Source organism: Cupriavidus sp. 01L45, from assembly GCF_056399885.1.
Genome location: NZ_JBFTSG010000014.1, coordinates 118112 through 142633, shown reverse-complemented (window position 1 = coordinate 142633; position 24522 = coordinate 118112). Strand labels below are relative to the sequence as shown.

Sequence of the window (24522 nt, the reverse complement as noted above, 5' to 3'; positions counted from 1 at the left end):
GTGGTGTTCACCAATGTCACCTCGTCCGAGGATGTGCGCTCGGTGCTGCTGGGCGAGCACGGCGTGATCGAGGGCGCTGCGCCGGGCACCATCTGCATCGACCATAGCACCATCTCGCCCATCGTCACGCGGGAGATCGCCGCGCGGCTGGCCGAGCGCGGCATCGAGGCGCTGGACTGCCCGGTCTCCGGCGGCACCGTGGGCGCCGAAGCGGCCAGCCTGACCATCATGGCGGGCGGCAAGGCCGAGATGCTGGACCGCGTGCGGCCACTGCTCGCGCTGCTGGGCAAGACCATTACGCATATCGGCGACCACGGCGCCGGCCAGGTTGCCAAGCTGTGCAACCAGATCGCGCAGGTGGTCAATATCGAAGGCATTGCCGAAGCCATGCGGTTCGCACAGGCCCAGCAGGTGGACAGCGGCCGCGTGCTGCAGGCCATGGCCACCGGCATGGCGGGCAGCCGCATGCTGGACATGATGGGGCCGAAGATGGTCGCGCACGACTTTGCCCCGGGCATCGAGGCACGGCTGCACGACAAGGATTTCGGGCTGGCCGCGGAGATCGCCCGCCAGCTCGGGCTGGAACTGCCCGCCATGCAGGCCACCTCGCGCCAGCTCGGCACGCTGATGGACAAGGGCTGGGGGAAGGACGACACCTCGTCGCTACTGCGGGTGCTGGAGGGGTGAGCTGCCGCGCCGCCGGGCGCTAAGCCACGTCCATCATCCTCAGGACCGCACGCAGCAGCGGGCTGTCCGTTTCGGCGAAATCGTCCATCACGTTGAAGTGGTGCCTCCCCGGCATCGGCACATGCGCCGCGCCTGGCGCCGCCGCGTTGGCGGCCCAGCCAGCGCGCAGCAGATCCGTCTGCCGCTGGTATTCCTCGGGCTCCAGCCCGCCCACCGCCGTCACCAGCGGTGCGTCCGTGGCGGGCGGCAGGAAGGCCGGCGAGAGCCGGGCCACATCGCTCTCCGACAGTTTCAGGTCGACCTGCAGGAAAGCGGCGCGCCGAAGCGGCTCCAGATCGTGCAGGCCGCTGACCGACACCACGCCCTTGACCAGATTCGCCGGCAGGTCGCTGCCCACGCGCGGCCACAGGGTGGTGAGCATCATCGCCGCCATATGGCCGCCGACGGAATGCCCGGCCACGAAGATGCGCGACCCGTCATGCCCAAGCCGGTCCGCCGCGCGGTACAGCCATGCCACGCTGCGTACCGCCTGCAGCAGGATGGTCTCCACCGTCACCGCCGGACACAACGAGTAATTGACCACCGCCACCGACACGCCGCACCGTGGCAACGCGCTGGCCACCAGGCTGTGGTCGCGCTTGTCCAGCGCGCGCCAGTAGCCGCCGTGCAGGAATACCAGCAGCGGCGGCGCCTGCCCGGCAACGGCGCCGGGGTCGGCGGGGAAGTAATCGAGCCGCTCGTCCTCGCGGTACGGGCCAGGCTCGCCATCGGCATAGCTCAGGTCTTCCAGCCAGCCGCCCCGCTCGCGCACCTGGCGCGACAGCGCCGCCCAGCGTGCCATATGGATAGCGTTGTCGGGCACCCTGGCCCGGTTGTTGTACTGGACGTCGAAGAAGGCGGGGTCCTGCGACGGCAGCTGCGCAAGACTGGCGAAGGACGGCAGGTCTGACATGGTGCTCCGGGCTTGGATTAGAGACGCGGGCGGCCTTGGCGGCCCGCAGGGGCGATGGCTGCAATCATGCTAGCCGAGTTCGCCAGCTGCCTGGAATCGACAAGATCCCGGATATCGCCTTGCCGCCGATGGTCGTAAAACGTCACCCGCGTGCCGGCCAGGGCCACCGGCAAGGTCCGCCCGCCGACGCCCGAATACCATGACCGGAGCCGCGCCATGCGGACCAGGCAAGGTCGCCAGGGATTCCCTGGCCCGGCCTAGTTGTGACCGCGCTGGATTTGCGGCATAATTCCCGGCTCAGCACCATGCTGGCACGCCGGTTCCCGGCAAATCGGCCAGCATCCACTCAGCCCGGGTGGTGAAACAGGTAGACGCAGGGGACTCAAAATCCCCCGCCGCAAGGCGTGTCGGTTCGAGTCCGACCCCGGGCACCACTGAATTTCCCAAGAAAATGCACCCGCTCCAATAGGGAGCCGTCGCCCTGTTGCGACTGCGTATGGTGCGGCCGCCTGACCGGCTGGCCCGATCCGGGCCGGCCTTTTCAGTACCAGCCCGTCCTCCGGCCGCCAAGGCGACTACGCCCCGGCCCGATCCAGCAGCACGATGGTCACCAGCACGGAGGCGTTGCTGATCGCCGTCACATCATGCTTCACGCCGGAAGCCAGATAGACGAGATCGCCCTGGCGCAGCAGCCGGTGGCCACCGTCCACGCCGACATCCACTTCGCCTTCCAGGCATTGCATGGTGACCGGCCCGGCTACCGCATGGGCCGGCATCCGTTTGCCGGCGGCCAGCACCAGGCGCATGACTTCCAGGCGGCTCTCCTTGAAGAGTGCCGTGGTGGGCGTCTGCTCAAGGCGCGCGCCCAGGGGCAGCACGCTGGCGATCTGGCCGGAGGATAGATGAGGGATGGACATCGGTGGCTCCTGGTTGTCTGCGGCGCGGCGCCTGCGTCCGCCGGACACCTCCGGTAGTGACTCCCGCCCCATTGGTGTCCCGGCCCATTCGTTCTTCAGCCGTTCGCGTCGCGCTCTGCACTGATGGTAGTACGCGCATGGGCTTTGTCCCAATGACAACGCGTGCTCCCGAGCCGGCGGAAAATTGCCGATTCGCCTGCCTGTCGCTACACGGTTTGGCAGGTCCCTCGACTATGCTGTGATTGGGCACCATGCCCGAACGCGCCGCCCGGCAGAGGCAGATTACCCTGGGAGCGCCGGCGCGAGAATGCGGGAGAACTGTCATGCAACAGCGCCTGGCCGGTTTGATTTGCGCGGCCGCCATCATGGCTTGCGCCTGTGCCACCTTGCAGCCCGAGCAGACCGGGAGCAAGTTGGTCGGAAGCCCGGAGAGCAGCGTGCGCGATGCCTTTGGCGCACCTGCCGAGGTCTACCGCCTGGCTGACGGCACCACGCGCTGGATCTATTCCCGGCAGCCGCTTGGCTTCTTTGTCTACACGGCAGATTTCGATGCCAGTGGCAAACTCAGCAGCTTCCGTCAGATGCTGACGGAAAAAGAGATCTACCAGGCGCAGATCGGCGTCTGGACCAAGCGCGACATTGAAGAGCACTTCGGCAAGCCTCGGGTCCCGATTCAGTATTACCCGCTGATGAAGCGGGAAGCCTGGTCCTATCGTATGTACAAGGACGCCAACCTGCCGGCCCACTTCAGTTGCTACTTCGACGACAACGGCGTGTTGCAGCAGACCATGATCATCGCCGATCCGCTGGGCGGCGGGAGTCATGGCAGAGGCAAGTGAGCGCGCTGCCTTACGGCTGCGCCACCAGTTCCTTGATCCACGCATGCACCACCCGGACGTCCGGCGAGGTCTCGAACCGCTCGGATGCCATCAAGTAGTACGAATGCGCCGATGACAAGCTAACCGGCGACAGCCGCACCAGTTGCCCGGACTTGAGCAGGTGCAGCAGCAGCGAGCGACGCCCGTAGGCAATGCCTTGCCCGCGCATGGCGGCGTCCAGCATCAGACCGGTATCGGTAAAGGTAGTCACGCGAGGGCTGCGCGGCATGGGCAGCCCGGCCTCGCGGAACCACGGCTCCCAGGCATGGCGGCTGTGCGACAGGAGCATGGCTTCGCCGAACAGCCTGGGCAGCGCACGCTGCCTGAGCGTGGCGAGGTAGGACGGCGCCGCCACCGGAAACCACTCGTCATGGCCCAGGTCGAGATGCGGCTCAACCGGCCTGGCCCGGGCAAAGCGCAGTGCGATGTCGGCCTCGCCATGACGGGGCACGATCATCTGGCTGGTGGGGTCCAGCGCGATGGCGATCCGGGGATGGCTGCGCTGGAATTCCGCCAGCGCGGGCACCACGCGAAAGCGGGCGAATGAAGGCAGCACGCTGACGCGCACCGTGCGCGGATCGGCCGCCGGGCCGAAGGCTTCGCCCAGCGTGGAGAGTGCTTGCCGGACCGGCCCGAGCAGGCGTTCAGCCTCGGGCGTGGGCGTCACGATGCGCGTGGTGCGCGCGAACAGGGCCACGCCGCAGCGTTGTTCGAGCTCGCGGATGCGATGGCTCACCGTGCTGTGGGCCACGCTGAGTTCTTCGGCAGCCCGGTGAAAGCTCCGCAGGCGCGCCACGGCATCGAAGGCGAGCAGCAGCGGGATCGGCGGGATGTGCTTCATGACGGGTTGCGCGGGCAATCCGCCGGCTCAGCGCGTGCGGACATAGCCTTGGTTTTGGTGATCTCGGGTGCGAAGCCGGTCGTGGCGGCGGGACGGGCGCAAACGAGCCGGCTCGCGATGCGCGATCATAGCGCACGCGCAGTGCGCAACACCCAGCCAAACAAGCCGGCGAAAGCCAGCGGGCCCCACACGGACAGCACTTCTCCCAGGCCAGGGAACAGCATGCGCTGCGGCAGTGCGGCATCGCCCGCCTGCGCCCAGTCGGCAGCCAGCAGGGCCAGGCACCCCCCCTGCACCAGCAAGTTGCGGCCTGCGCGCTCCGTGCCCAGGGCGGCGGCGGCGGCCAGCGGCGTCAGGCCGAAAGTCAGTACGGACAGCATAGGCATCTCCCGGCGCGGTGGCGCGCCGCATCGTGGATGGAATGCCGCCACTGTAGGGCCGGATCGCTCGCGATTTGATGAAAGTTGCGGCGCGATTATGCGGCTGCGTCGACCAATCCCCCCAATTGCTGGCCCTCGCCTCCCACGGCTCCGCACCGCGTACCACATGGCTCGAGGCCGCCCCAGCGCATGTTGACGCCGCTGCTTAAATCACAAACAAAAGCTTTCAGCACGCGCCCCAAGTTGTGGCAGTGATAATGGCCCACGCCAAATCTGCGCGGCGCCCGCCGGGAAGGATCGCGGCCAGAAGCTCTTGCCGCGGCCCCGCTGCGCGGGCGCCCCGTGGGCCCAGTGATTTCTCTGCAGAGCCGCTGCCGCGCCATGGAAACCATCGTCCACCTGCTTGCAACGCAACCCGAGATCGCCTTGTTCCTGGCGCTGGCCGTGGGACATGCGGTGGGTTCGATCAAGATCGGGCCGTTCCAGCTCGGCGGCATCTGCGGCACGCTGATTGCCGCGCTGGTGATCGGGCAAACCGGGGCGCGCATCGACACCGACGTGCGCAACGTCTTCTTCGCCTTGTTCATCTTCGCCCTGGGCTTCACCGGCGGCCCGCAGTTCTTTGCCAACGTCACCCGCAGCTGGCGCATTGGCCTGCTGTCGCTGGTGGAAGTGGCCGTGGTGCTGGCGCTGATGGCGCTGGCGGTGGTGGTGCTGAACCTGGACCAGGGCACCGCGGCGGGCCTGCTGGCCGGCGCGGCGACGGAATCTGCGGTGATCGGCACGGCCTCCGAGGCCATCGGCAGGCTGGGCCTGTCCCCCGAACGGATACGCGAGCTGCAGACCAATATCGTCACCGCCTACAGCGTGACCTACCTGTTCGGGCTGATCACCATCGTGCTGTTCACCAGCCAGCTGGCACCGTGGCTGTTGCGCATCAACCTGCGCGAGTCGGCAGCGGCGCTCTGGCAAAGGCTCGGCGGCGAGTCCGACATGGGCGCGCGCCAGTACAGCGCGCTGCCGCGCCTGGTGGGCCGCGTGCTGGAAGTGCGCGCGGCGGCCGGGCAGACCGTGCTGGCGGCGGAGAAGGCAGTGGCGCTGGGCGTGACGATCCGGCGCATCCGGCGCGACGCTCATACCTTCAAGCCAACGCCCGATGAGGTGCTGCGGGCCGGTGACGTGGTGCTGGCGTATGGCCGCCGCGACGCCATGGTGCCGTTCGCGCGGGCGGTGGGCATCGAGCTGCCCGAGGCGCCGGAAGCGGCCGGGGAAGCCGGCATGGACACGGTGGTGCAGACCGAGCAGGACGTGCTGCTCACGCGGCGCGAGATCAGTGGCGTCACGCTGGCCTCGTTGCGCGGCATGGCGGATGTCGGCATGGGCCGCGGCGTGTACATCGACGCCATCAGCCGCGTCGGGCGCCCGATCCCGCCGTTGCCCAATACCGTGCTGGAGCGTGGCGACGTGCTGAGCCTGAGCGGCCCCTCCGAGGCCGTGGACCGGGTAGTGCCGGAACTGGGCTACCGCGTCGTGCCCACCATCAAGACCGATTTTGTGTTTCTCGGCGTCGGCGTGCTGCTGGGCATGTTGCTGGGCAGCCTGAGGCTGCAGCTTGGCGGCGCGGAGTTGACGCTGGGCACCGGCGGCGGTTGCCTGGTAGCGGGCCTGGCATTCGGCTGGCTGCGTGCGCGCGTGCCGCTGATGGGCTCGCTGCCCTCGTCGGCGGCGGAGATCCTGAAGGATTTCGGGCTGGCCACCTTTATCGCGGCGGTGGGCCTGTCCGCCGGACCGGACGCCATCAAGCTGGTGAAGACCTATGGCCTGGCGCTGCCCGTTGCGGGCGTGCTGATCTCGATCGTGCCGGCGTCGCTGTCGCTGCTGATCGGCCACTGGTGGCTGAAGATCGAAGCCCCGATCCTGCTCGGCGCGGTGGCCGGACAGCAATGCAGTACGCCCGCCATCATGGCGCTGACCAATGCAGCCGGCAACAGCACGCCGGTGGTTGGCTACACCATCACTTACGCCATTTCCAACGTGCTGCTGCCATTGATGGGACCCATCGCGGTCGCCGTGGCCGGCGCACTGGCGCATTGATTGCGCACCGGCCCGTGACCGCCATCGGCGCCCGGGCAGCACGCTCGTTTGAGCGCATCGCCTGATCCATTTATCCATCACGCAGCAGGAGTAAAGCATGGAGTGGTTGCACAGCATCTTCCAGAAGTCCCCTGAGGCGGCGTTGTTCCTGTCGCTGGCGGTCGGCTACGCGATCGGCAAGATCACCTTCGGGCGTTTCCAGCTCGGCGGCGTGGCCGGCTCGCTGCTGGCCGCGGTGGTCATCAGCCAGGTCGGCGTGGAGATCGACAACGGCGTCAAGGCGGTGATGTTCGCGGTGTTTATCTATGCCGTGGGCTACGAGAGCGGGCCGCAGTTCTTCAACTCACTCAACCGCAGCTCGCTGCGCGAGATCGCGATGGCGATCTTCATGGCGGTGGTGGGGCTGGCCACGGTGGTGATCCTCGCCAAGCTGTTCCATATCGACAAGGGGCTGGCCGCCGGCCTGGCCGCCGGCGGCATGACGCAGTCGGCCATCATCGGTACGGCGGGCGACGCCATCACCAAGCTGGGGCTGCCGCCCGACCAGGTGAAGCTGCTGCAGTCCAACGTGGCGATCGGCTATGCCGTGACCTATGTGTTCGGCTCGCTGGGCGCCATCATCGTGTGCGTGAACATCCTGCCGCGCTTCATGAAGACGGACCTCAAGACCGACGCCAAGAAGGTCGAGCTGGCCATGCACGGCGGCACGCCGCAGTTTGGCCCGGGCCAGCGTGGCGCGCTGCCGCGCCTGGTGGGCCGCGTGTTTCGCGTAACCGGCGCCGCCGGCAAGACCGTGGCGGCGATCGAGACCAAGGGCGCGGACCTCGTCACGGTCGAGAAGGTGATGCGCGGCGGCAAGCCGGTCGAGGTCAGGCAGGACCTGGTGCTGCAGGCCGACGACCTGGTCCTGATGGTGGGCCGGCGCGACGCGATGGTGCCCACCGCGCAGATGATCGGCGAGGAAGTGGCCGACGCCGAAGGCATGGGCGTGGTGATGCAGACGCGCCGCGCGGTGTTCACGCACAAGGACATGAACAACAAGTCCATCGCCGAGATCGTCGGCATGGTGGAGCGCGACCAGCGGCACGGCGTGTATATCGAGCATATCGAGCGCTACGACCATCCGCTGCCGATCCTGCCCGACCTGAAGCTCCAGCACGGCGACATCCTCACCTTCTACGGCACGCCCGACGACACCGCCCGCGCGGTCAAGACCGCCGGCTATGAACTGGTGCCGAGCGAGAAGACGGACTTCGTCTACTTCGGCGCCGGCGTGCTGGTGGGCCTCTTGATCGGCCTGCTGGTATGGCGCGTGGGCTCGATCCCGCTGACCCTGGGTTCCGGCGGTGGCGCGCTGTTGTCCGGCCTGGTATTCGGCTGGGCGCGGTCCAAGCATCCGATGTATGGCGCCATGCCGACGGCGGCCTGCCAGTTGCTCAAGGACTTCGGGCTGGCGGCCTTCGTGGCCATCGTCGGCATCAACTCCGGGCTGCAGGCGGTGACCACGCTCAAGCAAAGCGGGCTGACCATCTTCCTGCTGGGCGCCGTGGTGACGCTGCTGCCGCTGTTCCTCACCATGCTGTTCGGGCGCTACGTGCTCAAGTACGACAACGCGGCGCTGCTGGCCGGCGCGCTGTCGGGCTCGCGCAGCGCCAACCCGGCCTTCGGCGGCATCCTGGACAAGGCGGAAAGCCCGGTGCCGACGGTGCCCTTCGCCATCACCTACGCCCTGGCCAATGTGCTGCTGACCTTGCTCGGTCCCCTGGTGGTCGGCCTGGTCTAGCGCGGCTCGCCTTGACGCTGGCGGCCACCCCCTCGCGCAAACGCGCATTTGTATTCCCGGACCCGGCCCGGCCGGACCGGGTCTCCTCCAACAAGCCTTACCCCTGGAGCATGTCATGACCAAACCTGACCTTTCCAAGCTGGCGAACCTGTCGCCCTTCGAGCTCAAGGACGAGCTGATCAAGCTCGCCAGCAGCGACGCGGATCGCATGATGCTCAATGCCGGGCGCGGCAACCCGAACTTCCTGGCGACCGTGCCGCGCCATGCCTTCTGGCAGCTCGGCCTGTTCGCCATGCGCGAATCCGAGCGCTCGTTCTCCTACATGCCCGAGGGCGTCGGCGGCTTTCCGCGCCGTGCGGGGATCGAAGAGCGTTTCAACCTGTTCGCGCGCGAGCAGTCCGAGACCTCCGGCGTGAAGTTCCTCGCCGGCGCCGTGTCCTATGTGCGCGACCAGCTCGGGCTGGATGCGGGCGACTTCCTGTACGAGATGTGCGAAGGCATCCTCGCCTGCAATTACCCGGTGCCGGACCGCATGCTCAAGCTGTCCGAGAAGATCGTTGCGCAATACATCCGCAAGGAGATGATCGGCAGCCATCCTTTCACGGGCAAGTTTGACCTGTTCGCGGTCGAGGGCGGCACGGCCGCGATGACCTACCTGTTCAACACCATCCGCGAGAACCACCTGCTCAAGGCCGGCGACACGATCGCGCTTGGCATGCCGATCTTCACGCCGTATATCGAGATCCCGGAGCTCAACGACTACCAGTTGCTGGAACTGTCCATCGACGCCGACCCGCAGAACCGCTGGCAGTATTCGAACAAGGAGCTCGACAAGCTGCGCGACCCCAAGGTCAAGGCGTTCTTCCTGGTGAACCCGAGCAATCCGCCGTCGGTGCGCATGAGCGACGAGAGCCTGGAGTACCTGGCCTCGATCGTCGAGGAGCGGCCGGACCTGATCATCCTGACCGACGATGTGTACGGCACCTTTGCCGACAATTTCGTCTCGCTGTTCGCGATGTGCCCGAAGAACACGATCCTGGTGTACTCGTTCTCGAAGTACTTCGGCGCGACCGGCTGGCGGCTCGGTGTCATCGCCACGCACCAGGACAATATCTTCGACGCGCAGATCGCCGGGCTGCCGAAGCCGCAGCGCGACCAGCTGCACAAGCGCTACAACTCCATCACCACCGAGCCGGACAAGCTCAAGTTCATCGATCGCCTGGTCGCCGACAGCCGCACCGTGGCGCTGAACCACACCGCCGGCCTGTCCACGCCGCAGCAGGTGCAGATGGTGCTGTTCTCGCTGTTCTCGCTGATGGACACGCACGACGAGTACAAGGCGGCGATGAAGCGCCTGATCCGCAGCCGCAAGGCCGCGCTGTACCGAGAGATCGGCATTGCGCCGGACAACGACGATCCCAACGCCGTGGACTACTACACGCTGCTCGATATCGAGCAGCTCGGCGGCAAGGCCATCGGGCCGGAGTTCGTCAAATGGGTGCTCAACTCCGCCGAGCCGGCGGAGCTGCTGTTCCGGCTGGCCGAGGAGGCGGGCGTGGTGCTGCTGCCGGGACGCGGCTTCGGCACGCGCCATCCGTCCGGCCGCGTATCGCTGGYCAACCTCAATGAATCGGACTACGTGAAGATCGGCCGCTCGATCCGCAAGCTGTTCGAGGAATATGTGGAGCGGTACAACGAGGCCACCGGCAGCACGGCGCGCAAGGACGTGACGAAGAAGTAAGCCACCGCCGGCACGTTGCCGCGGGCCGGTGCCGGCGKTGTCCGGCATCGGCCCGCGGCGTCTTGAACACGGACCGGCATGCCGCCGGCGTCGAAGCGCCGCGTGGCTCTGGTATCGTGGGCGGTCCGCAATCCACCGTCCGCCGCCACCGAGCCGCATGCCTGCTTCCTTGCCCGCCACCTTCCTCCCCGCTGCCTGGTTCGACTGGCTGCCRGGCGCCATGCCGGCCGACCTGTCGTGGTGGTGGCCGTCGGTCTTCATGCTGGCCGAATGGGCGATCCGCCTGGCCATGCTGGTCTATGTGCCGCAACGCCGCGCCCCGGCGGCGGCACGCACCTGGCTGCTGCTGATTTTCTTCCTGCCGTGGCTGGGATTGTTGCTCTACGCGCTGTTCGGCCGCATCTACTATCCCAAGTCCCGCCGCATCAAACTGGCGCGCATCAACCTGGGCATCGCGAGCGTGCGGGACCGGGTGGCGCGCTTCGCCCCCCTGCAGCCGCTGCCTGCCACGGTTGCCGCCGGTGCGGCCGGCCTGATCGAGCGGCTCGGCTCCCACTCGCCGATGCGAGGCAATGCCGTGGCGCTGCTCGATGACTACGATGCCACGGTAGCCGCGATGATCGCCGATATCGACGGCGCCCGGCACCATGTCCACCTGCTGGTTTACATCTACGCCGCCGACGCCACCGGACGCGCCTTTACCGACGCCCTGCTGCGGGCGAACGCGCGGGGCGTGCGCTGCAGTTTGCTGGTGGACGCGCTGGGAGCGCGCGCCGGTTGGCGCGCGTTTGCGGACACGCTGCGCGAGGCAGGCGTGGAGGTGGTGCAGGCCCTGCCGATGCGCTCGCTGATGGCCGTGCTCAAGGGCAAGAGCGCACGCTTCGACCTCCGCAATCACCGCAAGATCCTGGTGGTGGACGGCAGCATCGGCTACATCGGCTCACAGAACGTGATCGACGCCGAGTCGATGCCCGGCCTGCCCAATGAAGAACTGGTGGCACGCGTGACGGGGCCGGTGGTCTCGGAGCTGCAAGCGGTATTCCTGGCCGACCGCTACCTGGAAACAGGCGACAGCAACTTTGGCATCGACAGCTTCCCGCCCATGGAAGAGCAAGGCCCGCACGTCGCGCAGATGCTGCCCAGCGGCCCCGGCTACGGTACGCAGAACGCGCAGATGGCGCTGATCAGCATGATCCACCACGCGCGCAGCGAGGTGGTCATCACCACGCCCTACTTCGTGCCCGACGAAGCCTTCCTGCAGGCGCTGCAACTGGCCTGCTACCGCGGCGTTGACGTGCACCTGGTGTTGTCGCAGCGCATCGACCAGCGCTTCACGCAGGCCGCGCAGGAAGCCTACTTTGGCGTACTGCTGGACGCGGGCGTGCAGATCCACTTGTACCGGCCGGCCTTCCTGCATGCCAAGCATGTGACCATCGACGACGAGGTGGCGATGGTGGGATCGACCAATATGGATATCCGCTCCTTCGCGCTCAACGCGGAGGCCGCGCTGGTGATCTACGACCGCGAGGTGGTGGCGCGCATGCGGGAGATCCAGCGGCGCTACCTGGCCAGCAGCGAGCCGGTGGTGCGCGCCGTGTGGCAGCAGCGGCCGCTGCATACGCGCACCTGGCAGAACCTTTGCCGGCTGGCGGATTCGTTGTTGTAGGGACGCGGATGTGAAAACGCGACCCGTGGCGCTGTTGGCGCCGCGGGTCGCGTCAGGCACTCCGAGCGGCTGGCTTAGCGTGCTTCCACGTAGCCCAGTACGGTTTCCAGCATCGTCTTCAGCGCGGGCTGGATGCGCGTGGCCCGTGCCTCGTCGTAGGCGAAGGGATAGGTCTCGCTCATGTAGGCCGACTGCGTCAGCTCAAGCTGCACGGCCTGCACGCCCTGTGCCGGCGCGCCGTACTGGCGCGTGATGTAGCCGCCCTTGAAACGCCCGTTGAGCACCGAGGTATAGCCCGGCAAGGCGCTGGCGATGTCCAGCAGCTGGTTGGCCAGCTCGGCGTCGCAGCTCGCGCCGTTGGCCGTGCCAAGGTTGAAATCGGTCAGCTTGCCTTCGAAGAAGCGCGGCAGCACCGAGCGGATCGAATGCGCGTCCCACAGCGCCGCGGTGCCGTGCGCGGCGCGCAGGCGGGCCAGTTCTCCGGCCAGCGCGTCGTGGTACGGGCGCCAGATGGCGTCGCGGCGGGCGGCGATCTCGTCGTCGGCGGGCAAGCTGCCGTCGGCGTAGACCGGCGTCTTGTCGAAGGTATCGACCGGGCACAGGCCGGTGGTGTCCTGGCCGGGATACAGGTTGGCGTTATCGGGCGGGCGGTTCAGGTCCACCACGTAGCGCGAGTGCGTGGCCACCAGGATGGAGGCGCCGAGTTCGCGCGCGAAATCGTAGAGGCGTTCCAGGTGCCAGTCGGTATCGGGCACGGTGCGCGCCTCGGCGGTCAGCCGGTCGGACACGGAGGCCGGCAGGTGGGTGCCTACGTGCGGCATCGACACCAGCAGCGGGCGCGTGCCGCGATGCAGGGTGAAAGCGGGGGTATCGGTCGAGAAAGACATGTTTTTGGTTTGCAACGTGAAGGTGCAGGTGCAGTTGCGCATCGGCGCGGCCTGAAGCTTGTATCGTCAAGCATCAGGCCGCGTCCAACGCCGGGGTCAGTCGGTCAGCAGGCTTGCGCGCGCCGCGGCGAAGCCCTTGCCGGCCTGGGCCTGCAAGGCGTGCGCGCCATGCAGCACGCGCGTCCGGCCCGCCGTGCGGACTTCCGCTAGTGTCTCATGTCCGTGGTTGGTGAACACATGCACCGCCAGCGCCTGGCTGCCGGACAAGCCGGCCAGCGCCGGATGCGCGCCGTCGAGCACCACGAAATCCGCCTGCTGTCCGGGCGCCAGCGCGCCGACGGGCCGGCCCGAGGCGCGCGCACCGCCGGCGGCGGCGTCAAGGTAGAGACGATCGGCCACCTGCTTGTGCGCGTCCGACGCCAGCACATTGCGTTTTTGCAGCGCGAGGCGCTGGCCGTACTCGAACAGCCGCAGTTCCTCCGCCACGCTCACGCTGGCATGGCTGTCCGAGCCGATGCCCCAGACGCCGCCCTGCCCCAGGTAGGGCGCGGCATCGAAGACGCCGTCGCCAAGGTTGGCCTCGGTGGTGGGACAAATGCCTGCCACCGCGCCGCTGTGCGCAAGGCGCCGCCGTTCGTCCCAGTCCAGGTGAGTGGCGTGCACCAGGCACCAGCGCGCATCCACCTCGGCATGGTCGAGCAGCCACGCCACCGGGCGCGTGCCCGTGAGCGTGATGCACTCGTCCACTTCGCGCTGCTGCTCGGCGATATGGATATGCACGGGCGCCTGCGCATCCAGCGCGTGCAGGCCTGCCACGGCATTGGCAAGGCTTTGCGGCGGCACCGCCCGCAGCGAATGCGGTGCCAGCCCTAGCCGCGCCTGGCCGTGGCATTGCGGGGCCAGGCGTCCGAGCAAGGCGAGCATGGCGTCGGTTTCGTGCAGGAAACGGCGCTGCTCGGCGAGCGCGGGCTTGTCGCCGAAGCCGGCGGTCTGGTACAGCACCGGCAGCAGCGTGATGCCGATGCCGGCGTTTTGCGCGGCGCGCAGCAGGCGCAGCGACATCTCGGCGGGATCGGCGTAGGGCTTGCCGTCCGGATCGTGATGCACGTAGTGGAATTCGCACACGCTGGTGTAGCCGGCGCGCAGCATCTCGATATAGAGCTGCGTGGCGATGGCTTCGAGCGTATCGGGCGAGAGCCGCAGCGCGAAGCGGTACATCAGCTTGCGCCAGCTCCAGAAGGAGTCGCTCTCCTGGCCGTCGGCCAGCGTCTCGCTGCGGTATTCGGTCAGGCCGGCAAAGCCGCGCTGGAAGGCGTGCGAATGCAGGTTGGGCATGCCCGGCAGCAAGGGGCCCGCGGCGCGCGGCACATCCGCCGCCGGCACCGCGCCGGCCTGCACCGTGGTGAAGGCGCCGGCATCGTCCCAGGCCAGCAGGACATCGCTGGCCCAGCCCGTGGGCAGCAAGGCCTGCGCGGCAAACAGGCTGCCGGCGCTCATGGCCGGGCTCCTTGCGCCGGCGCGACAGCGGGATAGATCTTGCCCTGCCGCACCACGGCGGCAGCCGGGTTGCGGCCGAACCAGTAAGCCAGCTCCGCCGGCGAGTCGACTTGCCACAGGACGAAATCGGCCGCGCGTCCGGCAGCCAGCAAGCCGTGGCGGTCCGCCGCGCCCAGCGCGCGCGCGGCGTGCGTGGTGACGCCCTCCAGGACTTCGGGCACGGTCAGCCTGAACAGGGTGCACGCCATATTCATCATCAGCAGCAGCGAAGTGACGGGCGAGGTACCGGGATTGTGATCGGTGGAAATGGCCATCGGCACGCCATGCCGGCGCAGCAGTCCGATCGGCGGCAGCGTGGTGTCACGCAGGAAATAATAGGCGCCCGGCAGCAGGACCGCCACCGTGCCGGACTCGGCCATCGCCATCACGCCGGCTTCGTCGAGATGCTCCAGGTGATCGGCCGACAGCGCATGGTGGCGCGCTGCCAGCGCACTGCCCCCCAGGTTGCTGAGCTGCTCGGCGTGCAGCTTGACGCGCAGGCCAAGGCGCTCGGCCGCCTGGAAGACGCGCTCGGTCTGCGCCAGGCTGAAGCCGACGGATTCGCAGAAGGCATCGACGGCATCGACCAGGCCTTCCTCGGCCAGCGCCGGCATCATGGTGTCGCACACCAGCGCGATGTAGTCGTCGGCGCGGCCCGCGTACTCCGGCGGCAACGCGTGCGCGCCGAGGAACGTGGTGTGCACCGTTACGCCGAAGGCTTCGCCGAGGCGGCGCGCCACGCGCAACTGCTTGCGCTCGCTGGCGAGGTCAAGGCCATAGCCGGACTTGATCTCCAGCGTGGTCACGCCCTCGGCCAGCAGCGGCGCGAGGCGCGCGGCGGCTAGCGCGAACAGGGTATCCTCGTCGGCGGCGCGCGTGGCGCGCACGGTGGACACGATGCCGCCGCCGGCGCGGGCGATTTCTTCGTAGCCGGCGCCAGCCAGGCGCATGGCGAACTCATCGGCGCGCTGGCCGCCGTACACCAGGTGGGTGTGGCAGTCGACCAGGCCCGGCGTGATCCACGCATTACCCGCATCGAAGCGCGGCAGCGCGGCGTAGTCCCGCGGCAGTTCGGCCAGCGGGCCCAGCCAGGCAATGCGGCCCTGTTGCACGACCAGTGCCGCGTCGCGGATCGCCCTGGCGGGATCGCCGTCGGGCAGCAGGTGGCAGCGATGCCAGACGCCGTCGGCGGACGAGGAGGAAGCGGCGGCCTGCGCCGGGGTCAGGTTCATTACGGGTTCTCCATTTCCAGGGTGACGCACAGGCAGAGCGCCGGCTCGGACATCGCCTGCAGGCGATACGGCGCCGCCACGCCTTCGGCGAACAACATGCCGTCGTCGCTGGCCAGCACGGCCTGCCCGCCTTGGCCGGCGATGCCGTGGCGCCATGCACCCTCAATGACAAACAGCAGCACAACATGCGCGCCGGGGGGAATCGTGAATTCGCGGCGCGCCGCTACGATGCTCGCGCGGCAGGCGCCGCGCCGCGTCATCACATTGAAGTCGCGCGTGGCGCCATCCAGCAGTGTCGCCTGCACGCCGCGCTCGCCGGCAAAGGCGAACGGCTCGCCCACGGTATCCAGGCGATGGTCGAAACTGCCATCGTCCGCCAGCAAGCGAACGCCCGCGCCATCGAGCAGCGCGATCTGGCGGTCGATGCCGGGGAAGGCGGAAAACGGGCCATCGGCGGCGATATCGGCCACGCTCACGCGCCACTGAAAGGCGTCCATGCCGGCGCCCGGCGGCCACGCCGCGATCTCGCGCGTGACGCCGCCGCCGTTTTTCCAGGGCTGCGCAGGCAGGGCGCCGAGCGAGAAATACTCCAGGCCGCGCGGGCCTTCCATTGCGCCGCTCATGCCCCTGTCGCCTTTGGCACCATCGGCAGGTTCAGGCCCTTCTCGTGCGCGCATTCGATAGCGCTTTCGTAGCCGGCATCGGCATGGCGCATCACGCCGGTGGCGGGGTCGTTCCAGAGCACGCGCTCGATACGTTTCGCCGCGGCGTCGGTGCCATCGCAGACGATCACTACGCCGGAATGCTGCGAGAAGCCCATGCCCACGCCGCCGCCATGATGCAGGCTGACCCAGGTGGCGCCGCCCGCCGTGTTGAGCAGSGCGTTGAGCAGCGGCCAGTCGGACACCGCATCGGAGCCGTCGCGCATGGCTTCGGTCTCGCGGTTGGGGCTGGCGACCGAGCCGCAATCCAGGTGGTCGCGGCCGATCACCACGGGCGCCTTCAGCTCGCCGTTCTTCACCATCTCGTTGAAGGCCAGGCCGGCGCGGTGGCGCTCGTCCAGCCCCACCCAGCAGATGCGCGCGGGCAGGCCCTGGAAGGCGATGCGGTCGCGCGCCATGTCGAGCCAGCGGTGCAGGTGATGGTCTTCGGGGAACAGCTCCTTCATCTTGGCATCGGTCTTGTAGATGTCCTCGGGGTCGCCCGACAGCGCGACCCAGCGGAACGGGCCCTTGCCGCGGCAGAACAGCGGGCGGATATACGCGGGCACAAACCCCGGGAAATCGAAGGCATTGGCCACGCCTTCGTCAAAGGCGACCTGACGGATGTTGTTTCCGTAGTCCAGCGTGGGCACGCCCATCTGCTGGAAGGCCAGCATGGCCTGCACGTGCCCGACGATGGAGGTCCTGGCCGCTGCCTCGACGGACTTCGGATCGGCCGTGCGCGCGGCTTCCCACTGCGCCACGGTCCAGCCCGCCGGCAGGTAGCCGTTGACCAGGTCGTGCGCCGAGGTCTGGTCGGTGACGATGTCCGGGCGCATGCCACCGGCCTGCGCGCGCTTCACCAGTTCCGGCATGATCTCGGCGGCGTTGCCGAGCAGCCCGACCGAGATGGCCTGCTTGTTGCGCGTGGCCTCTTCGATCATGGCCAGAGCTTCGTCGATGGTGGTCGCCTTCTTGTCGACGTAGCGCGTGCGCAGGCGGAAGTCGATGCGTGACTCCTGGCATTCGATCGCCAGCACGCAAGCGCCGGCCAGCACGCCGGCCAGCGTCTGCGCGCCGCCCATGCCGCCCAGGCCGGCGGTGAGGATCCATTTGCCGGAGAGATCGTTGTTGTAGTGCTGGCGGCCGGCTTCGACGAAGGTCTCGAAGGTGCCCTGCACGATGCCTTGCGTGCCGATATAGATCCACGAGCCGGCGGTCATCTGGCCGTACATCATCAGGCCGGCGCGATCCAGCTCGTTGAACTTGTCCCAGGTGGCCCAGTGCGGCACCAGGTTGGAGTTGGCGATCAGCACGCGCGGCGCGTCCGCGTGGGTGCGGAACACGCCCACCGGCTTGCCCGACTGGACCAGCAGCGATTCCTCTTCACCCAGGTTGCGCAGGCTGTCGAGGATGGCGTCGAAGCATTCCCAGTTGCGCGCCGCCTTGCCGATGCCGCCGTACACCACGAGGTCCTGCGGGCGCTCGGCCACGTCGGGATCGAGGTTGTTCTGGATCATGCGGTAGGCGGCTTCGATCAGCCAGTTCTTGCAGTGCAGCTCGGTGCCGCGCGGCGCGCGGATTTCGCGCCGGCCGCGCAGGGGTGCCGCTTTGGTGAATTGGTGTTCGTTGGCGTTCATGTGGGGTTCTCCTGCGTGTTCAGTTCAGCGGTTCGGCCTGCGTATGGGACGTTGCGCGCGCATCAAGCCACGCCGGCCTGCGACGGCAGCACCTGGCGTACCGACTCGGGCCAGCCAGCACCCGCATCGCCTTGCTTCACCCACTGCTTCATCGCCTCGATATCCGGCGCGAAGTAGCGGTCGCCTTCCACGAAGGCCACGCGCTCGCGAATGCGCGCGATCTCGATCTCGATCAGCGGCGAGGACTCCAGCGGACGATGGAACTCGATGCCCTGCGCGGCGGCCATGGCTTCGATGCCGACCACCACGGCGGTGTTCTCCGCCATATCGCCCAGGCGGCGCGCGCCATAGGTGGCCATCGACACATGGTCCTCCTGGTTGGCCGACGTAGGCAAGCTATCCACGCTGGCGGGGTGTGCCAGCGACTTGTTCTCGGAGGCCAGCGCGGCGGCGGTGACCTGCGCGATCATGAAGCCGGAATTGAGACCGCCGTCGCGCACCAGGAACGGCGGCAGGCCGGACAGGCCGGAATCGAGCAGCAGCGCGAGGCGGCGCTCGGAGATCGCGCCGATCTCGGCGATGGCAAGCGCGATGATGTCAGCGGCGAATGCCACCGGCTCGGCGTGGAAGTTGCCGCCCGAGATCACGTCGCCTTGCTCCGGGAACACCAGCGGATTGTCCGACGCGGCATTGGCCTCGATCTGCAGCACGCGCGCGGCGTGTTGCAGGTTGTCCAGGCAGGCGCCCATCACCTGCGGCTGGCAGCGGATAGAGTACGGATCCTGCACGCGGCCGCAGGTCACATGCGAATCCACGATCTTGCTGCCGTCGAGCAGCGCGCGCACGGCGCCGGCCACGGCGATCTGCCCGGCCTGGCCGCGCGCGGCGTGGATGCGGGCGTCGAACGGCTTGACCGAGCCCTTGATGGCTTCCAGCGACAAGGCGCCCGCCACCAGTCCCGCGGCGAAGATGTCCTCGGCGGCGAACAGGCCGGCCAGCGCCAGCGCGGTGGAAACCTGGGTGCCGTTGAGCAGCGCCAGCCCTTCCTTGGGGCCGAGCGTAAACGGCGCCAGCCCGGCATGGGCCAGGCCTTCGGCAGCCGGGCGGCGCACGCCGTCGATCATCACATCGCCCACGCCGATCAGCGTGCACGACATATGCGCCAGCGGCGCGAGATCGCCCGACGCGCCCACCGAGCCCTTGGCGGGAATGCACGGCGTGACGCCGGAGTTGGCCAGCGCCAGCAGTGCCTCGATGATCTCGGGGCGGATGCCCGAATGGCCGCGCGCCAGGCTCACGGCCTTGATCGCCAGGATCAGGCGCACGGTGTCGGCGTCCAGGTCGGCGCCGGTGCCCACGCTGTGCGACAGCACCAGGTTGCGCTGCAGCTCGGCCAGCTTGTCGTGCGGGATGCGCGTCTGGGCCAGCTTGCCGAAACCGGTGTTGATGCCGTAGACCACGGCATCGGCGTCGATGATGTCCTGCACGGTAGCCTGGGACGCGCGCACGCCGGCCCAGGCGCATTCATCCATCGCCAGGCGCACTTCGCCGCGATGGATGCGGCGCAGGTCGGCCAGGGTGACGGAGCCGGGCTGCAAGGTCAGCAGCGGGCGGGAGGCTTGGGTGGCTTGGGTGGCGCTCATTTGTATGTCCCTGTCTATACAGCTGGGGTCGTGAGTTGGCTGGGTATCTGGAAAATTAACGGCGGACGGCTGGGCTCAGCCGAAGGCCGGGTTGCCATCGGCGCGGAATCGGCTGCCGAGGCGGTAACGGTTGCCGGGGTGCAGGCAACGTACAAAGGTAACGGGCGTGCCGCCGGTCCAGGTGCGGCGGGTCAGCAGCAGGCACGGCTGGCTGCCGGGCATTTCCAGTTGCGCGGCCTGCTCGGGCGTGGCGGCAATCGCGTCGACCACGTGCTCGATCTGGTCGTAAGGCACATGGCGCAGCAGGTATTCGCCGGGCTTCACCGCGACGAAATCCTGGTTGATAAAGTCCGGCGCCACGCGCGGGTTGACGTAGCGGTCTTCCAGTTGCACCGGCACGCCGTCCTCGCGGTGCACGCACACCGAGTGGAACACCGACTCGCCGGTGCGCAGGTCCAGCGCGGCGGCCACTTCGATGGAGGCCGCCACGCGTTCCACCACCATGACGTCGCAGGCGTAGTCGTGGCCACGCATGCGGATCTCGTCCTGCAGGTTGACCACGCTGAGCAGCGTCGACTGCGGCTTGTGCTCGGCCACGAACGTGCCCACGCCGGCCACCCGGACCACCCTGCCCTGCTCGGCCAGCTCGCGCAGCGCGCGGTTCACCGTCATGCGCGACACGCCGAAGCGGGTCACCAGTTCCTGCTCGGACGGCACGCGGTCGCCCGGCTGCCACGCGCGGCTCTGGATATTGCGCGCGATGTACTCCTTCACCTGCTGGTAAAGCGCGGCGGGAGTGGCATCGGGAACACCCCGGCGGTTGGCGGTGGCAGCTTTCATGGCTTGGCTTGCAACTCAGTGCTCGGCGGAGGCCATGGCCTCTGCGCGGATTTCCTCGGTCAGTACCGCCTTGAGTTCCGAGAACTCCGGCGAGGTCTTGATCGTGTAATGGCGCGGATGCGGGAAGTCCACATCGATGGTGCGCTTGATGCGGCCAGGCCGCGCCGAGAACACCGCCACGCGGTTGGCCATGAAGATGGCCTCGTCGATATCGTGCGTGACGAACAGCACCGTCTTGCGGGAGGCTTCCCAGATGCCCAGCAGCAGTTCCTGCATCAGCACGCGGGTCTGGTTGTCGAGCGCGCCGAAGGGCTCGTCCAGCAGCAGGATCTTGGGGTCGTTGGCCAGTGCCCGGGCAATGGCCGTGCGCTGCTGCATGCCCCCCGAGAGCTGCTTGGGGAAATGGTGCTCGAAGCCGCGCAGGCCCACGCGCTGGATAAAGAAATCGCTGCGCTCGCGCTGCTCCGCCTCGCTCATGCCGCGCTCGCGCAGGCCAAAGCGTACGTTCTGCTCGATGGTCAGCCACGGGAACAGCGTGTACGACTGGAACACCATGCCGCGCTCCGCGCCGGGGCCGGTGACTTCCTGGCCGTCCAGCAGCACGCGCCCGGTGGTGGGCGTATCCAGCCCGGCGACGATGCGCAGCAGCGTGGACTTGCCGCAGCCCGAGGGACCGAGGATGGTGACGAAGTCGTTGTCCGCCACCTCGAAATCGGTAGGCTGCAAGGCCAGGGTCTGGCCGCCGCGCGGATTGACGAAGGTACGCGAGACCTGCTGGATGGACAGCGCGCTCATTTGATTGAACTCCACGGGAACAGGCGCTGGTTGGCCAGCTTGAAAGCCAGGTCGGAGACCAGGCCGATACAGCCGATCACGATGATGCCGAAGATGATCTGCCCGGTGTTGAGCAGCGCCTGGCTGTCGGTGATCATGTGGCCGATGCCGGAAGACGAGCCGATCAGCTCGGCCACGATCACATAGGTCCAGGCCCAGCCCAGCACCAGGCGCAGGATCTCGGCGATCTCCGGCGCGGCGCCGGGAATCAGCACGCGCCGCACGATGCCGCTGCTGTTGGCGCCCAGCGTGTAGGCCGCCTCCACCAGGTCGCGCCGCGCGCCGCCCACCGTCACCGCCACCATCAGCACGATCTGGAAGAACGAGCCGATAAAGATCACCAGCACCTTCTGCGCCTCGCCGATGCCGGCCCACAGGATCAGCAGCGGGATGAAGGCCGAGGCCGGCAGGTAGCGGCAGAACGAGACGAAGGGCTCGAAGAACGCCTCCGCCGCCTTGTACGCGCCCATGAAGATGCCCAGCGGCACAGCCAGCGCGGCGGCCAGCACGAAGCCGCCCAGCACGCGCCACACGGTCATGCCGATGTCGCCGATGAAGTTGTACTCGGTGAACAGCAGCACGCCTTCGCGCGCCATGGTCATCGGATCGGCCAGGAAGGTGCGCGGCACCATGCCGCCGAGGGTCACCGCCGCCCACACGCCGAAGAACAGCACGAAGAACCCCAGCCCCAGCACCCAGCGCGCCTGCTGCGAGACGGGTGTCAGCGGCGCGAGCCACGGATGGCGGCGCGCGGCCGCCGGATTCGCCGCGGCGGGAGCGGGCTTTGTAGCGGGATTCGCCGCGGGCGAACCAATGTGAACCTGCGTCATGGCACCAACCTCGTTACTTGATGAAGCGCGCGTCGTACAGGGCCGTAACGTCCGGCACCTGGCGGATCACGCCGATTTCCAGCAGCACCTGCGCCGCTTCCTTGCTGAAGCTGGCCAGCTCGCTGCCGAAGAACTTGCGGTTGGCTTCGCGATCCTGCCAGCGCAGGTAGGCGGACGACTTGGCGAACTGCTCGCCGCTTTGCTTGACCGCCGCGCCCATGATGTCGTTGGCCTTGGCCGGGTCCTGCTTGATCATGTCGAGCGCTTCGAAGTAGCTGTCCACCAGCGCTTGCGCGGCCTTGGGATTGTCCTTGAGCCACTTGGGCGCGCAGCCCAGGGTGTCCATCACCATCGGGTAGTCGAGCGTGGTGGCGAGGATCTTGCCCTTGTCCGGGTTCTGGCGCACGGACGACAGGTACGGCTCATACGTCATCGCGGCATCGTTCTGGCCGGAGATAAAGGCCTGCGCGGCCGCCTGCGGCGACAGCGTGGTGGTCTTGACGTCCTTCAGGGTCATGCCGTTCTTCTTGAGCATCCAGGCCAGGCCGAAGTACGGCGCGGTGCCCGGCGCATCCACGCCGACGGTCTTGCCCTTGAGGTCCGCGAAGCCCTTGACGTCGCCGCGCACGGCCAGGCCGTCGGCACCGTAGGACTTGTCCAGCTGCACGATCTGGGTGATGGGCACGCCGTTGGCGTTCCAGGCCACGTGGGTCTCGACCGTGGTGGCCGCGCACTGGATCGCGCCGGAGGCGAGCGCCAGGTGACGGTCCTTCTGCGGAATCATCTTGATGTCGACGTCGACACCGTGTTTCTTGAAGATGCCGGCCTTGTCGGCCAGCGTCAGCGGCGCGAAACCGGTCCACCCGCTCATGCCCAGCGTGACCTGGGTGGCTTGCGCCTGGGCGGCGCCGGCGGCACTCAGCGTGGCGACTGCTGCAACGGCGGCGGCTAGCGACTTACCGCTACGGATACGAAATCCCATCTTCCTGGCTCCTTTGGTGTGATGCGAACGGGACCGCGCCGGCATTGGCGGCGGCCGGATCGCCCGGCTCGGGCGGCGCCGTACTTGCGGCGCCGGTCATTTGCCAGGCAATTTAGCAACCCTGTATATACAAGTCAATGCAGTAGTTAACCCGAGGCCGCAGGCGGAATTGGCGTTGCCGGCACTTGATGCGCGGCAGGCCGCGAATCGGCCACACACCTAGGGAAAACACTACTCCGCGTCATGCGCCGGGCGCACCCTCGCAGGGCGCGAGTGCCTGGATAAGGCACACCGGGCGCACCAAAGCGGTGTCTTTCCGTCAACGGGACATCACTTGCTGTCTATACAGGATCGAGCGGCAACATCTATGCAAACGACGTGCCACATAGACTTCGAAGGCACCGCCCGCGGAAGTGCCGGAGACATCCCACCGGGCGGAGAGACGCGCGGGGCCGCAGCCCCGGCTTCGTTCAGGCGTCGAAGAACGACGCCACGGTGGGATAACGCAGGCGCAGGCGCAGCTCGCGTTTGAGGCGGGCATTTTCCAGCCGCCGCGATTCGCTCATGAAGCTGAGCAAGGTGGGCTCGACCGCCTCGCGCAACTGCGCGCGGCTCAGGCGTGGCGGGCGCGGCAGGCCGCGGCGGTCGGCCACCAGGTCGAAATAGTCAGCCATGCGCATCTCGGAATCGTCGCTGGCGTGCACCACCCGCTGGGGCCGGCCGCGGAACAGCGCCGCCACCATGGTGCGAGCCAGGTCAAAGGCATGGATGTGGTTGGTATAGACATCGTCCTGCGGCGCCAGCGCCGGCGTGCCTTTGGTCAGGCGGGCCAGCGGCAACCTGTCCTCGGCATAGATGCCGGGGATGCGCACGATCGAGCTGCGCCAGCCGGCGTGGCGGCCGAAGTCCCGCACGGCGCGCTCGGCCGCCACGCGGCGCCGGGCGCGCGCGGTTTGCGGGCGCACCGCGTGCGATTCCGCCAGCCGGGCGCCGCCGCGGTCGCCGTACACGCCGGAGGTGCTGGCGTAGACAAAGACACGCCGCGCCGGGCTTGCGGCGGCCCCCCTGCCGCCCCGCTCGGGTAGAATGTCGGGCTTGGCAGACCATCCGCCAGCCCGCGCGGGAGACCGCCGCCAGGCAGCCCGCCGCAATGCGCGCAACAGCGCCAGCGTGCGCGGATCGCCCTCGCCGCGCGCGGGTGGCGGCGCCAGGTGGAGCACCCTGTCGGCCAGGCCGGCAAGGCGCGCCAGCGTGGCGGGCCGGTCCAGGTCGGCTACCAGCGGCACCGCGCCGTTGTCCCGCAATACAGTGCGGCGGGACGGCTGCGAAGTGACGGCAAAGACGCGCCAGCGCGTCGACAGAATACGCAGGCAACGTGTGCCCACATCCCCACAGCCGACGATGAGAAGGCGCGGGCGACCCAGGCGGCGTCGCGACAGATTTTTGCTCATAGAGTGA

Annotated in this window: 21 protein-coding genes and 1 tRNA gene; 7 read left to right on the top strand and 15 right to left on the bottom strand. The window is 68.1% G+C overall.

The window, feature by feature from the left end:
• Positions 1-687: NAD(P)-dependent oxidoreductase (locus tag AC1DT6_RS12230; protein WP_477114710.1), on the top strand; the 687-nt coding region annotated here is incomplete at its 5' end.
• 19 nt (positions 688-706) lie between these two features.
• On the opposite strand, the gene AC1DT6_RS12225 is transcribed toward AC1DT6_RS12230, so the two are convergent.
• Complete coding sequence (locus AC1DT6_RS12225; RefSeq protein ID WP_441635340.1) at positions 707-1639, bottom strand: alpha/beta hydrolase; 933 nt, start codon at positions 1637-1639, stop codon at positions 707-709.
• 349 nt (positions 1640-1988) lie between these two features.
• Here AC1DT6_RS12225 and AC1DT6_RS12220 point away from each other — a divergent pair.
• A tRNA-Leu gene (locus AC1DT6_RS12220) sits at positions 1989-2073 on the top strand.
• A 141-nt stretch (positions 2074-2214) separates the two neighbouring features.
• Here the strand turns inward: AC1DT6_RS12220 and AC1DT6_RS12215 are convergent.
• Positions 2215-2556, bottom strand: a complete 342-nt coding sequence (locus AC1DT6_RS12215) for a cupin domain-containing protein (protein ID WP_035867302.1) — start codon at positions 2554-2556, stop codon at positions 2215-2217.
• A gap of 323 nt (positions 2557-2879) precedes the next feature.
• Here AC1DT6_RS12215 and AC1DT6_RS12210 point away from each other — a divergent pair, with 323 nt between their 5' ends.
• Positions 2880-3395: a hypothetical protein gene (locus AC1DT6_RS12210; protein WP_441635342.1), complete on the top strand. Its 516-nt coding sequence runs from the start codon at positions 2880-2882 to the stop codon at positions 3393-3395.
• A 10-nt stretch (positions 3396-3405) separates the two neighbouring features.
• Here the strand turns inward: AC1DT6_RS12210 and AC1DT6_RS12205 are convergent, their stop codons facing one another.
• Positions 3406-4275 carry a LysR substrate-binding domain-containing protein gene (locus AC1DT6_RS12205; protein WP_441635344.1) on the bottom strand — a complete coding sequence of 290 codons (870 nt, stop codon included), beginning with the start codon at positions 4273-4275 and terminating at the stop codon, positions 3406-3408.
• Between the two features lie 125 nt (positions 4276-4400).
• Positions 4401-4655, bottom strand: a complete 255-nt coding sequence (locus AC1DT6_RS12200) for a hypothetical protein (protein ID WP_441635346.1) — start codon at positions 4653-4655, stop codon at positions 4401-4403.
• 381 nt (positions 4656-5036) lie between these two features.
• Here AC1DT6_RS12200 and aspT (AC1DT6_RS12195) point away from each other — a divergent pair, with 381 nt between their 5' ends.
• The 4 genes from aspT (AC1DT6_RS12195) to cls all read left to right on the top strand — a co-directional run bounded on the left by aspT (AC1DT6_RS12195) (position 5037) and on the right by cls (position 11939).
• Positions 5037-6749 (top strand): aspartate-alanine antiporter, encoded by a 1713-nt coding sequence (gene aspT, locus AC1DT6_RS12195; protein ID WP_441635348.1) that lies wholly within the window; start codon positions 5037-5039, stop codon positions 6747-6749.
• Between the two features lie 97 nt (positions 6750-6846).
• On the top strand, positions 6847-8532 hold the full coding sequence (gene aspT, locus AC1DT6_RS12190) for an aspartate-alanine antiporter (RefSeq protein ID WP_441635350.1): 1686 nt from the start codon (positions 6847-6849) through the stop codon (positions 8530-8532).
• 115 nt (positions 8533-8647) lie between these two features.
• Positions 8648-10273, top strand: coding sequence for a bifunctional aspartate transaminase/aspartate 4-decarboxylase (locus AC1DT6_RS12185; RefSeq protein WP_477114709.1), 1626 nt, complete (start codon positions 8648-8650; stop codon positions 10271-10273).
• 157 nt (positions 10274-10430) lie between these two features.
• Positions 10431-11939 (top strand): cardiolipin synthase, encoded by a 1509-nt coding sequence (gene cls, locus AC1DT6_RS12180; RefSeq protein ID WP_441635354.1) that lies wholly within the window; start codon positions 10431-10433, stop codon positions 11937-11939.
• A 74-nt stretch (positions 11940-12013) separates the two neighbouring features.
• Here the strand turns inward: cls and hutG are convergent, their stop codons facing one another.
• The 11 genes from hutG to AC1DT6_RS12125 all read right to left on the bottom strand — a co-directional run bounded on the left by hutG (position 12014) and on the right by AC1DT6_RS12125 (position 24515).
• Positions 12014-12826, bottom strand: coding sequence for an N-formylglutamate deformylase (gene hutG / locus AC1DT6_RS12175; RefSeq protein ID WP_441635356.1), 813 nt, complete (start codon positions 12824-12826; stop codon positions 12014-12016).
• A gap of 96 nt (positions 12827-12922) precedes the next feature.
• Positions 12923-14323, bottom strand: coding sequence for a formimidoylglutamate deiminase (locus tag AC1DT6_RS12170; RefSeq protein ID WP_441635358.1), 1401 nt, complete (start codon positions 14321-14323; stop codon positions 12923-12925).
• Positions 14320-15594, bottom strand: coding sequence for an imidazolonepropionase (gene hutI / locus AC1DT6_RS12165; protein WP_441635360.1), 1275 nt, complete (start codon positions 15592-15594; stop codon positions 14320-14322). Before hutI ends, AC1DT6_RS12170 begins: the two co-directional genes overlap by 4 nt.
• A complete protein-coding gene (locus AC1DT6_RS12160; RefSeq protein ID WP_441635362.1) occupies positions 15594-16217 on the bottom strand; it encodes a HutD/Ves family protein in 624 nt (207 codons plus the stop codon). Before AC1DT6_RS12160 ends, hutI begins: the two co-directional genes overlap by 1 nt.
• Entirely contained in the window at positions 16214-17935 is a 1722-nt protein-coding gene (gene hutU, locus AC1DT6_RS12155; protein ID WP_477102531.1) for a urocanate hydratase, read from the bottom strand. Before hutU ends, AC1DT6_RS12160 begins: the two co-directional genes overlap by 4 nt.
• Before the next feature lie 62 nt (positions 17936-17997).
• Positions 17998-19578, bottom strand: a complete 1581-nt coding sequence (hutH, locus tag AC1DT6_RS12150; protein WP_441635366.1) for a histidine ammonia-lyase — start codon at positions 19576-19578, stop codon at positions 17998-18000.
• A gap of 75 nt (positions 19579-19653) precedes the next feature.
• A complete protein-coding gene (gene hutC, locus AC1DT6_RS12145; protein ID WP_045237655.1) occupies positions 19654-20418 on the bottom strand; it encodes a histidine utilization repressor in 765 nt (254 codons plus the stop codon).
• A 15-nt stretch (positions 20419-20433) separates the two neighbouring features.
• A complete protein-coding gene (locus AC1DT6_RS12140; RefSeq protein ID WP_045237654.1) occupies positions 20434-21213 on the bottom strand; it encodes an ABC transporter ATP-binding protein in 780 nt (259 codons plus the stop codon).
• Positions 21210-22082 (bottom strand): ABC transporter permease, encoded by an 873-nt coding sequence (locus AC1DT6_RS12135; protein ID WP_035867335.1) that lies wholly within the window; start codon positions 22080-22082, stop codon positions 21210-21212. The genes AC1DT6_RS12140 and AC1DT6_RS12135 overlap by 4 nt, the downstream gene beginning before the upstream one ends.
• A gap of 13 nt (positions 22083-22095) precedes the next feature.
• Entirely contained in the window at positions 22096-23064 is a 969-nt protein-coding gene (locus AC1DT6_RS12130) for an ABC transporter substrate-binding protein (protein ID WP_477114708.1), read from the bottom strand.
• 470 nt (positions 23065-23534) lie between these two features.
• The gene (locus tag AC1DT6_RS12125) at positions 23535-24515 is read right to left on the bottom strand and encodes an NAD-dependent epimerase/dehydratase family protein (protein WP_477102530.1); all 981 of its coding nucleotides are present in this window, start codon (positions 24513-24515) and stop codon (positions 23535-23537) included.
• Positions 24516-24522 lie beyond the last annotated feature (7 nt).

Excerpts from the sequence above, each read along its gene's own strand:
- AC1DT6_RS12225 (WP_441635340.1), bottom strand. The coding sequence starts at position 1,639 with ATGTCAGACCTGCCGTCCTTCGCCAGTCTTGCGCAGCTGCCGTCGCAG.
- AC1DT6_RS12215 (WP_035867302.1), bottom strand. The coding sequence starts at position 2,556 with ATGTCCATCCCTCATCTATCCTCCGGCCAGATCGCCAGCGTGCTGCCC.
- AC1DT6_RS12210 (WP_441635342.1), top strand. The coding sequence starts at position 2,880 with ATGCAACAGCGCCTGGCCGGTTTGATTTGCGCGGCCGCCATCATGGCT.
- AC1DT6_RS12205 (WP_441635344.1), bottom strand. The coding sequence starts at position 4,275 with ATGAAGCACATCCCGCCGATCCCGCTGCTGCTCGCCTTCGATGCCGTG.
- AC1DT6_RS12200 (WP_441635346.1), bottom strand. The coding sequence starts at position 4,655 with ATGCTGTCCGTACTGACTTTCGGCCTGACGCCGCTGGCCGCCGCCGCC.
- aspT (WP_441635348.1), top strand. The coding sequence starts at position 5,037 with ATGGAAACCATCGTCCACCTGCTTGCAACGCAACCCGAGATCGCCTTG.
- aspT (WP_441635350.1), top strand. The coding sequence starts at position 6,847 with ATGGAGTGGTTGCACAGCATCTTCCAGAAGTCCCCTGAGGCGGCGTTG.
- hutG (WP_441635356.1), bottom strand. The coding sequence starts at position 12,826 with ATGTCTTTCTCGACCGATACCCCCGCTTTCACCCTGCATCGCGGCACG.
- AC1DT6_RS12170 (WP_441635358.1), bottom strand. The coding sequence starts at position 14,323 with ATGAGCGCCGGCAGCCTGTTTGCCGCGCAGGCCTTGCTGCCCACGGGC.
- hutI (WP_441635360.1), bottom strand. The coding sequence starts at position 15,594 with ATGAACCTGACCCCGGCGCAGGCCGCCGCTTCCTCCTCGTCCGCCGAC.
- AC1DT6_RS12160 (WP_441635362.1), bottom strand. The coding sequence starts at position 16,217 with ATGAGCGGCGCAATGGAAGGCCCGCGCGGCCTGGAGTATTTCTCGCTC.
- hutH (WP_441635366.1), bottom strand. The coding sequence starts at position 19,578 with ATGAGCGCCACCCAAGCCACCCAAGCCTCCCGCCCGCTGCTGACCTTG.
- hutC (WP_045237655.1), bottom strand. The coding sequence starts at position 20,418 with ATGAAAGCTGCCACCGCCAACCGCCGGGGTGTTCCCGATGCCACTCCC.
- AC1DT6_RS12140 (WP_045237654.1), bottom strand. The coding sequence starts at position 21,213 with ATGAGCGCGCTGTCCATCCAGCAGGTCTCGCGTACCTTCGTCAATCCG.
- AC1DT6_RS12135 (WP_035867335.1), bottom strand. The coding sequence starts at position 22,082 with ATGACGCAGGTTCACATTGGTTCGCCCGCGGCGAATCCCGCTACAAAG.
- AC1DT6_RS12130 (WP_477114708.1), bottom strand. The coding sequence starts at position 23,064 with ATGGGATTTCGTATCCGTAGCGGTAAGTCGCTAGCCGCCGCCGTTGCA.
- AC1DT6_RS12125 (WP_477102530.1), bottom strand. The coding sequence starts at position 24,515 with ATGAGCAAAAATCTGTCGCGACGCCGCCTGGGTCGCCCGCGCCTTCTC.